The sequence below is a fragment of the Burkholderia sp. BE17 genome, assembly GCF_009362305.1.
In the GTDB taxonomy this organism is placed as follows: Bacteria; Pseudomonadota; Gammaproteobacteria; order Burkholderiales; family Burkholderiaceae; genus Burkholderia; species Burkholderia pyrrocinia_C.
Window position 1 is genome coordinate 103,207 of record NZ_WHNU01000010.1, and the last position, 14,121, is coordinate 117,327.

At 65.2% G+C, this 14,121-nt stretch carries 11 protein-coding genes; 9 read left to right on the forward strand and 2 right to left on the reverse strand.

From position 1 onward, the window contains the following. The first annotated feature begins 203 nt into the window (after positions 1-203). From aceE to lpdA, 3 genes are all read left to right on the forward strand, one after another. Complete coding sequence (gene aceE, locus GD429_RS11210; RefSeq protein WP_152857000.1) at positions 204-2,900, forward strand: pyruvate dehydrogenase (acetyl-transferring), homodimeric type; 2,697 nt, start codon at positions 204-206, stop codon at positions 2,898-2,900. A gap of 68 nt (positions 2,901-2,968) precedes the next feature. Further along, the gene (gene aceF / locus GD429_RS11215) at positions 2,969-4,618 is read left to right on the forward strand and encodes a dihydrolipoyllysine-residue acetyltransferase (RefSeq protein WP_152857001.1); all 1,650 of its coding nucleotides are present in this window, start codon (positions 2,969-2,971) and stop codon (positions 4,616-4,618) included. A gap of 274 nt (positions 4,619-4,892) precedes the next feature. Beyond that, positions 4,893-6,659, forward strand: a complete 1,767-nt coding sequence (lpdA, locus tag GD429_RS11225; RefSeq protein WP_152857002.1) for a dihydrolipoyl dehydrogenase — start codon at positions 4,893-4,895, stop codon at positions 6,657-6,659. Between the two features lie 204 nt (positions 6,660-6,863). On the opposite strand, the gene GD429_RS11230 is transcribed toward lpdA, so the two are convergent. Further along, positions 6,864-7,430, reverse strand: coding sequence for a phasin family protein (locus GD429_RS11230; RefSeq protein ID WP_152857003.1), 567 nt, complete (start codon positions 7,428-7,430; stop codon positions 6,864-6,866). A gap of 652 nt (positions 7,431-8,082) precedes the next feature. Between GD429_RS11230 and pbpG the strand changes: the two genes are divergently transcribed. Then, a complete protein-coding gene (gene pbpG, locus GD429_RS11235) occupies positions 8,083-9,249 on the forward strand; it encodes a D-alanyl-D-alanine endopeptidase (RefSeq protein WP_152857004.1) in 1,167 nt (388 codons plus the stop codon). Between the two features lie 99 nt (positions 9,250-9,348). On the opposite strand, the gene GD429_RS11240 is transcribed toward pbpG, so the two are convergent. Then, on the reverse strand, positions 9,349-10,158 hold the full coding sequence (locus GD429_RS11240; RefSeq protein ID WP_027786965.1) for an IclR family transcriptional regulator: 810 nt from the start codon (positions 10,156-10,158) through the stop codon (positions 9,349-9,351). A gap of 183 nt (positions 10,159-10,341) precedes the next feature. Here GD429_RS11240 and GD429_RS11250 point away from each other — a divergent pair, with 183 nt between their 5' ends. From GD429_RS11250 to iscR, 5 genes are all read left to right on the forward strand, one after another. Further along, positions 10,342-11,064 (forward strand): (Fe-S)-binding protein, encoded by a 723-nt coding sequence (locus GD429_RS11250; protein WP_152857006.1) that lies wholly within the window; start codon positions 10,342-10,344, stop codon positions 11,062-11,064. A gap of 35 nt (positions 11,065-11,099) precedes the next feature. Further along, positions 11,100-12,512 carry a lactate utilization protein B gene (locus GD429_RS11255; RefSeq protein ID WP_152857007.1) on the forward strand — a complete coding sequence of 471 codons (1,413 nt, stop codon included), beginning with the start codon at positions 11,100-11,102 and terminating at the stop codon, positions 12,510-12,512. A 129-nt stretch (positions 12,513-12,641) separates the two neighbouring features. Beyond that, the gene (locus tag GD429_RS11260; RefSeq protein ID WP_152857008.1) at positions 12,642-12,869 is read left to right on the forward strand and encodes a hypothetical protein; all 228 of its coding nucleotides are present in this window, start codon (positions 12,642-12,644) and stop codon (positions 12,867-12,869) included. Between the two features lie 101 nt (positions 12,870-12,970). Beyond that, positions 12,971-13,453, forward strand: a complete 483-nt coding sequence (locus tag GD429_RS11265) for a low molecular weight protein-tyrosine-phosphatase (RefSeq protein ID WP_152857009.1) — start codon at positions 12,971-12,973, stop codon at positions 13,451-13,453. A 112-nt stretch (positions 13,454-13,565) separates the two neighbouring features. After that, positions 13,566-14,105 (forward strand): Fe-S cluster assembly transcriptional regulator IscR, encoded by a 540-nt coding sequence (gene iscR, locus GD429_RS11270; protein ID WP_009691731.1) that lies wholly within the window; start codon positions 13,566-13,568, stop codon positions 14,103-14,105. Positions 14,106-14,121 lie beyond the last annotated feature (16 nt).

Consider the following 14,121-nt stretch of genomic DNA (forward strand, 5'->3'; position numbering starts at 1 on the left):
CCGCCGGGACGTGCCGCGGAGCCCCGAAGCATGGGTGCGGCGCAGCAATATTCCGCATTACGAGAAAAGATCTCACGATTCGAAAATTTTGTTGCGCGGGCCCGCGCACGCTCATTACAATCCGCTGGAGCTTGCCCGCAGCCGGTCGCGTCGCGTCGTCTGCACGAGAGCGATCCTCACATTCCAGGACCCAGGAGACGAGAATGTCCGCTGTACCGAACGAAGTGATGAAATATGTCGCCGCCGAACGTGACGACGACCCGCAAGAAACCGTTGAGTGGCTGGAGTCGCTCGATGGCGTGATCTCCTCCGTGGGCACCGGCCGCGCGCACTACCTGATCGAAAAGCAGATCGAGTTCGCCCGCATGCACGGCGAGCACCTGCCGTTTTCCGCGAATACCCCGTACATCAACACGATTCCGGTCGAAGCCCAGGCGAAGATTCCGGGCGACCAGGACATCGAGCACCGCATCCGTTCGTACACGCGCTGGAACGCGCTGGCGATGGTGCTGCGTGCAGGCAAGGACACGAACGTCGGCGGCCACATCGCATCGTTCGCGTCGGCCGCGACGCTCTATGACGTCGGCTACAACCACTTCTGGCACGCAGCGTCCGACCAGCACGGCGGCGATCTCGTGTTCGTGCAGGGCCACTCGTCGCCTGGCGTGTATTCGCGCGCGTTCCTGCTCGGCCGCCTGAAGGAAGAGCAGCTCGACAACTTCCGCCAGGAAGTCGACGGCAACGGCATTTCGTCGTACCCGCACCCGTGGCTGATGCCGGACTTCTGGCAGTTCCCGACCGTGTCGATGGGTCTCGGCCCGATCATGGCGATCTACCAGGCGCGCTTCATGAAGTACCTGCAGGCGCGCGGCATCGCGACGACGGAAGGCCGCAAGGTGTGGGCGTTCCTCGGCGACGGCGAGACGGACGAACCGGAATCGCTCGGCGCGATCGGGATGGCGAGCCGCGAGAAGCTCGACAACCTCGTGTTCGTGATCAACTGTAACCTGCAGCGTCTCGACGGCCCGGTGCGCGGCAACGGCAAGATCATCCAGGAACTGGAATCGGAATTCCGCGGCGCCGGCTGGAACGTGATCAAGGTCATCTGGGGCAGCCGCTGGGATGCGCTGTTCGCGCGCGACAAGACGGGCGCGCTGATGCGCCGCATGATGGAAGTCGTCGACGGCGAATACCAGACCTACAAGTCGGAATCGGGCGCATTCGTTCGCGAGCACTTCTTCAACTCGCCCGAGCTGAAGGCGCTGGTCGCCGACTGGTCGGACGACGACATCTGGGCGCTGAACCGCGGCGGCCACGATCCGCACAAGATCTATGCGGCGTTCCACGAAGCCAGCAACACGAAGGGCGCGCCGACCGTCATCCTCGCGAAGACCATCAAGGGCTACGGGATGGGCGAGTCGGGCCAGGCGATGAACATCACGCACCAGCAGAAGAAACTGCCGGTCGAGCAACTGAAGAAGTTCCGCGACCAGTTCCGCCTGCCGATCACCGACGAGCAGATCGCCGACGTGCCGTACCTGAAGTTCGAGGAAGGTTCGAAGGAACTCGAATACATGCGCAAGCAGCGCATGGACCTCGGCGGCTACCTGCCGCACCGCCGCGAGAAGGCGACGTCGCTGCCGGTACCGGCGCTCGACGCGTTCGAGCCGCTGCTGAAGGGCACGGGTGAAGGCCGCGAGATCTCGACGACGATGGCGTTCGTGCGGATCCTGAACATCCTGCTGAAGGACAAGGCGCTCGGCAAGCGCGTCGTGCCGATCGTCCCGGACGAATCGCGCACGTTCGGCATGGAAGGCCTGTTCCGTCAGATCGGCATCTGGAACCAGCAGGGCCAGAAGTACGTGCCGGAAGATTCCGACCAGCTGATGTTCTACAAGGAATCGGAAACCGGGCAGATCCTGCAGGAAGGCATCAACGAAGCGGGCGGCATGTGCGACTGGATCGCGGCGGCGACGTCGTACTCGACGCACGGCGAGATCATGGTGCCGTTCTACATCTTCTACTCGATGTTCGGCTTCCAGCGGATCGGCGACCTCGCATGGGCCGCGGGCGACATGCGCTCGCGCGGCTTCCTGCTCGGCGGCACCGCGGGCCGCACGACGCTGAACGGCGAAGGCCTGCAGCACGAAGACGGCCACTCGCTCCTGTGGGCGGCATCGGTGCCGAACTGCGTGAGCTACGACCCGACCTTCGGCTACGAACTGGCCGTGATCATCCAGGACGGCCTGCGCCGCATGGTGCAGGACCAGGAAGACGTGTACTACTACATCACGGTGATGAACGAGAACTACGAGCACCCGGCGATTCCGCAGGGCGAGCAAGTGGCGGCCGACATCATCAAGGGCATGTACGCGTTCAGGAAGGCCGACGCCGACAAGAAGGCGCCGCGCGTCCAGCTGCTCGGCGCGGGCACGATCTTCAACGAAGTGATCGCTGCCGCCGACCTGCTGAAGAACGACTGGGGCGTCGCCGCCGACCTGTGGAGCGTGCCGAGCTTCACCGAGCTTGCGCGCGAAGGCCACCAGGTCGAGCGCTGGAACCTGCTCCATCCGACCGAGGAGCGTCGCCTGTCGCACGTGCAGAAGTGCCTGAAGGACACGCAGGGCCCGGTCATCGCATCGACCGACTACGTCCGCGCGCTGGTCGACCAGATTCGCGGCCAGATCGATCGCCGCTTCGTCGTGCTGGGCACGGACGGCTTCGGCCGCTCGGATACCCGCGAGAAGCTGCGTCACTTCTTCGAGGTCGACCGTCACTGGGTCACCGTCGCCGCGCTCAACGCGCTGGCCGACGAAGGCACGATCGAGCGCAAGGTGGTCGCGGACGCGATCGCCAAGTACAACCTCGATCCGTCCAAGCCCAACCCGATGACCGTTTAACGCACACGCCGTGTGATGTCGCGCGTCGCTTCCGCGAGGAGCGCGCGCGGCCATGGAGACAGATACAGATGAGTCAAGCGATCGAAGTGAAGGTGCCGGATATCGGCGATTACAAGGACGTGCCCGTCATCGAAGTGCTCGTGAAGGCAGGCGACACGGTCGAGCCCGAGCAGTCGCTCGTCACGCTCGAGTCCGACAAGGCGACGATGGACGTCCCGAGCCCCGCGGCGGGCACGGTCAAGGAAGTGAAGGTGAAGGTGGGGGACTCGGTGTCGGAAGGCACGCTGATCATCCTGCTCGAAGGCGGCGCGGCCGCACAGCCGAACGGCGCGGCTGCGCCGGCGGCGGCCCCGGCTCCGGCGGCAGCGCCGGCACCGGCTGCGGCTGCACCGGCTGCCGCACCGGCAGCGGTCGGCGGCACGCTCGAAGTGAAGGTGCCCGACATCGGCGACTACAAGGACGTTCCGGTGATCGAGATCGGCGTGAAGGTCGGCGATACGGTCGAGAAGGAGCAGTCGCTCGTCACGCTCGAATCGGACAAGGCGACGATGGACGTGCCGAGCCCGGCTGCCGGCGTCGTGAAGGACATCAAGGTGAAGGTGGGCGATTCGGTGTCGGAAGGCACGCTGATCGTGCTGCTCGAAGCCGCAGGCGCACCGGCTGCCGCACCGCAGGCGAGCGCACCGGCACCGGCCGCTGCTGCAGCGGCTCCGGCGCCTGCCGCCGCACCCGCGAAGGCTGCGCCGGCACCGGCTGCCGCCGCGGCACCGGCCGCAGCGCCGTCGGGCGAGTACCGCGCCAGCCACGCATCGCCGTCGGTGCGCAAGTTCGCGCGCGAACTCGGCGTCGAAGTCGCTCGCGTGCAGGGTTCGGGGCCGAAGGGCCGCATCACGAAGGACGACGTCACGGGCTTCGTGAAGGGTGTGATGACGGGCCAGCGCGCAGCACCGGGCGCTGCAGCAGCCGCGCCGGCAGGCGGCGGCGAGCTGAACCTGCTGCCGTGGCCGAAGGTCGACTTCTCGAAGTTCGGCCCGTTCGAGGCGAAGCCGCTGTCGCGCATCAAGAAGATCTCGGGCGCGAACCTGCATCGCAACTGGGTGATGATCCCGCACGTCACGAACAACGACGAAGCGGACATCACCGATCTCGAGGCGCTGCGCGTCCAGTTGAACAAGGAGCACGAGAAGGCGGGCGTGAAGTTCACGATGCTCGCGTTCGTGATCAAGGCGGTCGTTGCCGCGCTGAAGAAATTCCCGACCTTCAACGCGAGCCTCGACGGCGACAACCTCGTGTTCAAGCAGTACTTCCACGTCGGTTTCGCCGCCGATACGCCGAACGGCCTCGTCGTGCCGGTGATCCGCGATGCGGACAAGAAGGGTCTCGTCGACATCGCGAAGGAAATGAGCGACCTGTCGAAGGCCGCGCGCGAAGGCAAGCTGAAGCCGGACCAGATGCAGGGCGGCTGCTTCTCGATCTCGTCGCTCGGCGGGATCGGCGGGACGAACTTCACGCCGATCATCAATGCGCCGGAAGTGGCGATCCTCGGGTTGTCGCGCGGGCAGATGAAGCCGGTGTGGGACGGCAAGCAGTTCGTGCCGCGTCTCATGCTGCCGCTGTCGCTGTCGTACGACCATCGCGTGATCGATGGCGCGGAAGCCGCGCGATTCAATGCGTATCTCGGTGCGTTGCTCGGCGATTTCCGTCGCATCGTTCTTTGATGAGCGGGGAGGTGCTCGCGGGGGCGTGGGGTTTATGTTGGTTATCCACGCTTCGTCGTTGAACTTGTTTTCATGACGGTCTGCTAGCGTCGCCCCTGCGCGGGGCGGCGGTTACTTTTCTTTGTCTTCCAAAGAAAAGTAACCAAAAGAAAGGCGCGTCCTTGGGCGGACGGCAAAGGTGGTTCTGCCCCAAGTCGCCGTTCTTTTGTCAGGCCGTAGTTCGTTCGCGAGTTTCTTCCCCCTCTGTCTGCAGCTAATCAAGAAGGGGACAGTAATGAGTCTCATCGAAGTCAAGGTTCCGGATATCGGCGATTTCAGCGGCGTCGATGTCATCGAAGTCAACGTGAAGCCGGGCGACGTGATCGAAAAAGAGCAGACGCTCATCACGCTCGAATCGGACAAAGCCTCCATGGAAGTGCCCAGCGACGTCGCCGGCACGGTCAAGGAAGTCAAGGTCAAGGCCGGCGAGAAAGTCTCGCAAGGTACCGTCATCGCCATCGTCGAAGCATCGGCAGGCGCCGCCGCACCCGCGAAAGCACCCGAACCGGCCAAGCCCGCAGCAGCGGCTCCGGCACCGGCTGCAGCCGCCCCGGCACCCGCGCCGCAAGCCGGCAGCTACGCCGGCGCAGTCGACGTCGAGTGCGACATGCTCGTGCTCGGCGCCGGCCCCGGCGGCTACTCGGCCGCATTCCGCGCAGCCGATCTCGGCATGAAGACGGTGCTCGTCGAACGCTACTCGACGCTCGGCGGCGTGTGTCTGAACGTGGGCTGCATCCCGTCGAAGGCGCTGCTGCACACGGCGCTCGTCATCGACGAAGCTGCGGCGCTCGCGTCGCACGGCATCACGTTCGGCAAGCCGCAGGTCGATCTCGACAAGCTGCGCGACTTCAAGGGCGGCGTCGTCAAGAAGCTGACGACGGGCCTCGCCGGCATGGCGAAGGCGCGCAAGGTCGAAGTCGTCACGGGCGTCGGCGCATTCGTCGATCCGTATCACATGGAAGTGCAGGGCGAAAACGGCAAGAAGGTCGTCAAGTTCAAGCAGGCGATCATCGCCGCGGGCTCGCAGGCCGTGAAGCTGCCGTTCATGCCGGAAGACCCGCGCGTCGTCGATTCGACGGGCGCGCTCGAACTGCGCCAGTTGCCGAAGCGCATGCTCGTGATCGGCGGCGGCATCATCGGCCTCGAAATGGCGACGGTGTACGCGACGCTCGGCGCCGAGATCGATGTCGTGGAAATGATGGACGGCCTGATGATGGGCGCGGACCGCGATCTCGTGAAGGTCTGGGAAAAGTACAACGCGAAGCGCTTCGGCAACGTGATGCTGAAGACCAAGACGGTCGGCGCGGAAGCGAAGGAAGACGGCATCTACGTGAAGTTCGAGGGCGAGAAGGCGCCGGCGGAAGCGCAGCGCTACGACCTCGTGCTCGTCGCGGTGGGCCGCAGCCCGAACGGCAAGAAGATCGGCGCCGACAAGGCCGGCGTCGCCGTCACGGATCGCGGCTTCATCGACGTCGACAAGCAGATGCGCACGAACGTCCCGCACATCTTCGCGATCGGCGATGTCGTCGGCCAACCGATGCTCGCGCACAAGGCCGTGCATGAAGGCCACGTCGCAGCGGAAGCCGCGCACGGCGAGAAGGCGTACTTCGACGCACTGCAGATCCCGTCGGTGGCGTACACCGATCCGGAAGTGGCGTGGGCCGGCAAGACGGAAGACCAGTGCAAGGCCGAAGGCATCAAGTACGGCAAGGCCGTGTTCCCGTGGGCCGCTTCGGGCCGTGCGATCGCGAACGGCCGCGACGAAGGTTTCACGAAACTGATCTTCGACGAGGAAACCCATCGCGTAATCGGCGGCGGGATCGTCGGCCTGAACGCGGGCGACCTGATCAGCGAAGTGTGCCTCGCCGTCGAGATGGGCGCGGACGCGGAAGACATCGGCAAGACGATCCATCCGCACCCGACGCTCGGCGAATCGGTCGGCATGGCCGCCGAACTGTACGAAGGCGTCTGTACGGACCTGCCGCCGCAACGCAAGAAGTAACGCGACCGGCACGGCCGGTCATGCGCCGGTCATGAAAAGCGCCGCCGCCCGGGCAATCCGGGCGGCGGCGCTTTCTTTTGCGCGCGGCCGGCGCGGCGATCAACGGCTGTTCCAGCGTAGCGAGCGGCGGCCGGTTCACGCAGTTTCCGGCGCCGGAAACGAAAAAGCCGCGCTGGGCGCGGCTCTTTCAGGAGCAGGGGACGCTTACGCGGCCGGCTTGCTCGAACGACGCGCAGCAGCGGCGGTGGCAGCCTTCGTTGCGACGGCAGCAGCGGCGTTGAAGTTCGTTTCGGCGATCTCGACGGCTTGCTTCGTTGCCTTCTGAACCGTTTCGTACGTGGTGTTTGCAGCGTTCAGTGCCGACTTCAGCGCGGCGACAGCCGTTTCCGAGCCGGCCGGGGCGTTCTTCGCGACGTTGTCGACGAGTGCCTGGACCTTCTTGTTCTGCTCTTCGAATTGCGCTTCGGCAACCTTCGCGAACTCGGCTTGCGTCGACGATGCGATTTCGTACAGGTGACGGCCGTACGACAGCACCTTTTCCGCGACCGGCTGCGACAGGCTTGCCTGCAGGGCGATCAGTTCCTGAGCGTCCTTCACCGACAGCAGGCGCTGGGCGTTTTCCTGGCCCTCGGTCAGCGTCGACTTCACGACCTGCAGGTTCAGTTCGATCAGCTTTTCGACGCCTTCGAACGCCTTGGTCGTCAGACCGAACAGGCTTTCGAGGTTGGCTTTCTGTGCGGCGGCGATTTGCTCGGGGGTCAGCAAGGACATGTCAAGCTCCTGAAAAGCGATCGCGTCGATCGCAGGGTAAAGGGCACTACGCTGGGGAACCTCGGATGTGCGTGCTTTGTGCAACGCAGCAATAAAACGTATTTTAGGGCAGAGAAAACCGTTGTCAAGTATTTTTTGTGCATTGCACAATCGCGGCAAATTATCGATAAAACAACGAGTTATCGCGGCCGTTCGGAATCGGTTTCACGCGCATTCCCAAATGGTGCGCACGACCGCGGGGCAGACGCGGCGCACCATGATCAAGCACAGGTAAACCTGACAGGCCTGTGGAACGTTATGCTCCTGTTCCTGTCGAAAACGCGCCGTTTCGATGTGCGTGCCGTGGCGACGTGCCGCCGCCATGGTCGTGACCGGCGCGCCTGGCGCACCGGGCGCCGGATACGTAGTTTCCCCGCTTTAAATTGCCCCGAAAGTGACGTTATCTCAATTAACCGTGTGGTAATCGGGAGACGGGCGCTGTCGGGCAGTGCTTGCCATGATTTTTTTCGATGGAAGCGGGAGGGTCGATTGGCCTGAGGTTGGCCGACCCTTACATTCCGGTTTAACGACGATCGGTAAGTGCCTAATATTGCTCTTTTTTTAAGCTTTAACTACACTTGCGGAAACCTCCCGCCGCTTTGTCCAGACCCCAATGAAAGCCGAATCGTTTTCACCGCGCAGATTGTTGCAGAGCATGACGCTCGGCACGGCTGTGTCGGTCGCTGTCGCCTTGCTGGCGACCACCGCGTCCGTCGCGCCCGCTGACGCCTTTGCCGCCACTGCGCAGACCCAACAAGCCGCCAAGAAAAAGGCCGCCGCTCCTGCTTCGTCCGCGAAGAAGAAGTCGGTCAAGGCAGCATCCAGCCAATCCGCCAAGGTCGCCGCGGCCGATGCGCCGCGCGCGAAAGCGTCGCGCAAGCGCATGACGCTCGCGGCGGGCGTGCGCGGCGGCCACCGCGGCGCGGTGCGCCAGGTCGCGTTCCAGCCGCGCCGGCCGACGGTCGGCCAGGCGTTCGGCCTGCACGACACGCCGGATGCGCTCGCGCTGCGTTCGAGCGTCGCGTACGTCGTCGACCAGAATTCCGGCGAGCCGCTGTTCGACAAGAATTCGCACGCCGTCGTGCCGATCGCGTCGATCTCGAAGCTGATGACGGCGATGGTCGTGCTCGACTCGAAGTCGCCGATGACCGACCAGATCGAAGTCACCGACGAAGACCGCGACTACGAGAAGGGCACGGGCTCGCGCCTGTCGGTCGGCTCGGTGCTTTCACGCGAGGACATGCTGCATATCGCGCTGATGGCGTCGGAAAACCGCGCGGCCGCCGCGCTGTCGCGTTATTACCCGGGCGGCCGTCCGGCGTTCATCGCCGCGATGAACGCGAAGGCGAAGGCGCTCGGCATGGCCGATACGCATTTCGAGAATTCGACCGGCCTGTCGAGCTCGAACGTGTCGAGCGCGCGCGATCTGGTGAAGATGGTCAATGCCGCGTATCAGTACCCGACGATCCGCCAGTTCTCGACCGATCGCAGCTACGAGGTGTACACGGGCAAGCGCAATCTCGCCTACAACAGCACGAACGCGCTGATCCGCGGCAACGGCTCGTGGGACATCGGCCTGCAGAAGACCGGCTTCATCAACGAAGCGGGCGAGTGCCTCGTGATGCAGGCGACGATCCACGGCCGGCCGATGGTGATCGTGCTGCTCGATTCGTACGGCAAGTATTCGCGCTTCGCCGACGCGGCACGCCTGCGCAACTGGCTCGATGCCGGCGGCGGCGAGCGCCTGACGGCGGCCAACACGCCGAACGGCGGCACCTGATCGCCTGCGGCGGTCCGCCGCCGCGCCGATTGGCTGCAAGAAAAAACCCCGCAATCGCGGGGTTTTTTCTTTGGAGAGAACCGGAGCGGTGAAGGCGGCTTACGCCTGCCGCTGCAGCCCGTCCGCATCCTTCGTCGGCGCCGGCCGGTAGCCGAGCGATTCCGAGATGGTGAGGGCCGTGCGGCTCAACTGGCCGAGCCACGCATCCTGCAGGCGATCGGCCGGCGCCGACAGCGACAGGCCCGCGACGAGTTTGCCCGAATCGTCGTAGATGCCGGCCGCGATGCAGCGCACGCCGAGCTCCAGCTCCTCGTTGTCGCGCGCGCACGACTGCTGGCGGACGATCGTCAGCTCGCGCTCGAGCTTGGCGATGTCGGTGATGCTGTTCTGCGTATGGCCGGACAGCCCCGTACGCGTCGCATAGGCGCGCACGCGCGACGTTTCGTCGGCCGCGAGGAACAGCTTGCCGACCGACGTGAGGTGCAGCGGCGCGCGGCCGCCGATCGCGCGGACGACCTGCATTCCCGAACGCTCCGAATATGCGCGCTCGATATAGACGATCTCGTCGCCCTGGCGCACCGACAGGTTCACGGTCTGCCCGGTGAGGCGGTGCAGCTCGCGCATCGGCATCAGCGCCGCGTCGCGTACCGACAGGCGCGCCTTCACGAGGTTGCCGAGCTCGAGCAGCCGCATGCCGAGGCGGTATGTGCCGGGATCGGAGCGGTCGACGAGACGGCAGGTCACCATGTCGTTGAGGATGCGGTGCGCGGTCGACGGATGCAGCTCCGTGCGCTGCGCAAGCTCCTTCAGGCTGACGGGGTCACTGTGCGCGGCGAGCGCGTCCAGCAGCCGCATCATGCGTTCGATCACCTGGATCGACGTTTTTGAATCCGGGGTGGGTTGGCTCATGTCGGGGGAGAAATCGGTTGACGCGTCAAGCGGAGTTGGGCCGATTGTATCTCGTATTGTGAAAAAAGCGAACGCCGTTCGAGGAAGTCCTCGTTTCGCGCAGCGCGGGCTTGCGCACGAGCCGGCGTTGGTCTTGCCGGCCAAACGGCGGATAATGAGAGCCGTTTTCTCGAAGGAGCACGTATGCGAGTCGGTTTGTTCGTGACCTGCCTGGTCGATCTGATGCGCCCCGAAATCGGGTTCTCGGCGCTCAAGCTGATTCGCGACGCCGGCTACGAGGTGATCGTGCCGCCCGCGCAGACCTGCTGCGGCCAGCCGGCCTACAACTCCGGCGACCGCGCGCTGGCGCGCGATCTCGCGGAAAAGACGCTGCGCGAGTTCGAGCAGTTCGATTACGTCGTCGCGCCGTCGGGTTCGTGCGGTGGGATGATACGCACGCACTACGGCGACCTGTTCCGCGACGACCCCGAACTGATGGGACGCTACGGGCGATTCCAGCAGAAGGTCTACGAACTGACCGATTTCCTTGCGAACGTCGCCAAGGTTTCGCTCGAGCCGGGCGAGTTCACCGGGCCCGTCACCTATCACGACTCGTGCTCGGGCCTGCGCGAGCTCGGCGTGAAGGCGCAGCCGCGCGCGCTGCTCGCGCAGCGCGGCATCGCGGTCACCGAGATGAAGGACTGCGAGCACTGCTGCGGCTTCGGCGGCACGTTCGCGGTCAAGTACGGCGATATTTCGGCGGCCATCGCGGACGAGAAGTGCGCGAATGTGCGTGCGTCGGGCGCGGGCGCCGTCGTGCTCGGCGATCTCGGCTGCATGCTGAACATCGAAGGGCGGTTGCGCCGCACCGGCGACCGCAACACGCGCGTGCTGCACGTCGCGCAGGTGCTGGCGGGCGACGTCTGACGCCCGGTTCCGCTCACTTTTCCCCCGATACCGCGATGCAAGTCCAATCGATGCATTTCAAGGCGCGCGCCGGCCAGAAGCTGGCCGACCAGCGCCTGCAGCAGAACCTGAAGAAGCTGTCGACGAAGTTCGTGTCCGCGCGCGCCGACGCGATGACCGCGATCGACTTCCCGGCCACGCGTGCCGCGCTCAAGGCGCGCCGCAACCGCGCGCTGGAGAACCTCGACGTGTGGCTCGAGGCATTCGAGCGTGAGGCGACGCGGCGCGGCACGACGGTGCTGTTCGCCGAAACGACCGCGGATGCCGCGCGGCTCGTGGCCGACATCGCGCGCCGGCATGATGTGAAGAAGGTCATCAAGACCAAGTCGATGGTGTCCGAGGAAATGCGCCTGAACGCGGTGCTCGCGGAGATGGGCGTGCAGTCGATCGAGACGGATCTCGGCGAGTACATCCTGCAGATCAACGACAACGAGCCGCCTAGCCACATCATTGCGCCCGTCGTGCACAAGGACAAGGAAGAGATTGCCGACCTGTTCGCGCGCACGCACCACCGCGAGCGGCTCACCGAGATTCCGGACATGACGCGCGAGGCGCGCGAGGTGCTGCGCCCGCATTTCATGTCGGCCGACATGGGCGTGACGGGCGGCAACTTCGTGATTGCCGAGACGGGTTCGGTCGCGATCGTGACGAACGAAGGGAACGAGGGAATGTGCACGGTGATGCCGCGCGTGCATGTCGCGGTAACGGGCATCGAGAAGGTGCTGCCGACACTCGAGGATCTGGCGACCGCGATGCGCCTGTTGCCGCGCTCCGCGACGGGGCAGAAGACGTCGAACTATTTCTCGCTGCTGACCGGGCCGCGCGGGCCGGGCGACGAGGACGGCCCCGAGCACAACTATGTGGTGCTCGTCGATGGCGGCCGCACGGGCCTGATCGGCGGCGAGTTCCAGGAGATGCTGCGTTGCATCCGCTGCGGCGCGTGCATGAACCACTGCCCGGTTTACCAGAAGGTCGGCGGCCATGCGTACGGCTGGGTCTACCCGGGGCCGATGGGGTCGGTGCTGACGCCGAGCTACGTCGGGCTCGAGCGCACGCTCGACCTGCCGCAGGCCGCGACGCTGTGCGGCGAATGCGACAGCGTGTGCCCGGTCGGGATTCCGTTGTCGCACCTGTTGCGCACGCTGCGCGAGAAGCAGGTCGAGCGGCACCTGCGGCCGTGGCGCGAGCGGGCCGCGCTTGCCGCCTGGGGCTTCGTCGCGCGGCGGCCGACGCTGTACGCGCTGACGACCAAGCTCGCGGTGCGCGTCCTCGAGCGGCTGGGCGGCAACGGCGGCACGCTGCGGCGCCTGCCGATGATGGGCGGCTGGATGGACACACGCGACATGCCGACGCCGACCGGGCGCACGTTCCGCGAACTGTACGCGGCATCGCAAAGCCACCTCGGCTGAGCACTGTTCATCGGGCGACAACAGTGCGTTCGCTATTTGCATATTTATCTCGATAGATGCGGTCTATAGAATCTCGTCTGTAGTCCCCGGAATTGGGTTTCGGGGAACGAGGTCAAGGAGGTCCGCATCATGAAAAAGACAATATCGATGTACTGGCCGCTGGCAATCGTCGTCCCGCTGGCTGCGGCTGCCTATCTGCATGCGATGGCCGATGCGCCGGCGCGTGGCCCGCTCGCGGTTCACCAGGCGTCTGCCGAGCTGGCGCGCGCGGTGTCGTTCGGGCTGGTCGGCGACGCGGCGACGCCGCTGCCGGCGGCATCCGGCGACGTAGTGCTCGCCGCGCCGAAGGCGCTGTAATGCTGGGCGCCGTCGCTTTGCGCGGCGGCGCGATTTCGGGTGCCTTTGTATAATGGCGCGTTCTTCTCCCACGCGGTCCGCCGCGGCTTTCCGATAGTGCGATGACCCGCGTTGCGATCTGTTTCGTCTGTCTCGGCAACATCTGCCGCTCGCCCACCGCGGAAGGCGTGATGCGCCACCAGGTCGACGCTGCCGCGCTGGCGGACCTGATCGCGATCGATTCGGCCGGCACCGGCGACTGGCATGTGGGCGAGCCGCCCGATACGCGTGCGCAGGTGGCCGCGCGCAGCCGCGGCTACGACCTGTCGGCGCTGCGCGCGCGGCAGGTGAGTGCGGCGGATTTCGAGCGTTTCGACCTGCTGCTGGCGATGGACGAAGCGAATCTCGCGGAACTGCAACGCCGCTGCCCGCCGCAGCATCGCGACAAGGTGCGCCTGCTGATGGAATTCGCGCCGGACTCGTCCGAAACCGAAGTGGCCGATCCTTATTTCGGCGGCGCGCAGGGCTTCGAACAAGTGCTCGATCAGGTCGAACGCGCGTGCGCGGGCCTGCTGGAGACGCTTCGGGCCCGCACGGAGCGCTGATCGCGGTATTCAGCGATCTGCGAATACCCTATCAAAGGCATGGATACTTGACTAAATCTGTCAAATATTTATACTTGACCAAAATCGTCAAGATTGCAGTCCCCTAGACACCATGAGACTCACCACCAAAGGCCGTTTCGCCGTCACGGCGATGATTGACTTGGCACTGCGCCAGGAGCAGGGCCCGGTGACGCTTGCAGGCATCAGCCAGCGCCAGCGGATTTCGCTCTCGTATCTCGAACAGCTGTTCGGCAAGCTGCGCAGGCATGAAATCGTCGAATCCGTGCGCGGCCCGGGCGGCGGCTACAACCTCGCGCGTCGCGCGCAGGACGTCACCGTTGCCGACATCATCATCGCGGTCGATGAACCGCTCGACGCCACGCAGTGCGGCGGCAAAGGCACGTGCGACGGCTCGAAGCAGCCCGACGGCCATTGCATGACGCACGAGCTGTGGTCGACCCTGAACCAGAAGATGGTCGAATACCTCGACTCCGTGTCGCTGCAGGATCTCGTCGATCAGCAGCGCGCACGCGAGGGTGCGCCCGCGGTGCTGCGCGACCGGCGCACGCCGGAGCCCGTCGCCGCACCGGCCGAGCCTGTGCGCACGATGCCGCTCGGCCCCAATTCGGTGTTCAACATCGCGAGTTCGTGAGCGCGAAGGCGCCCGC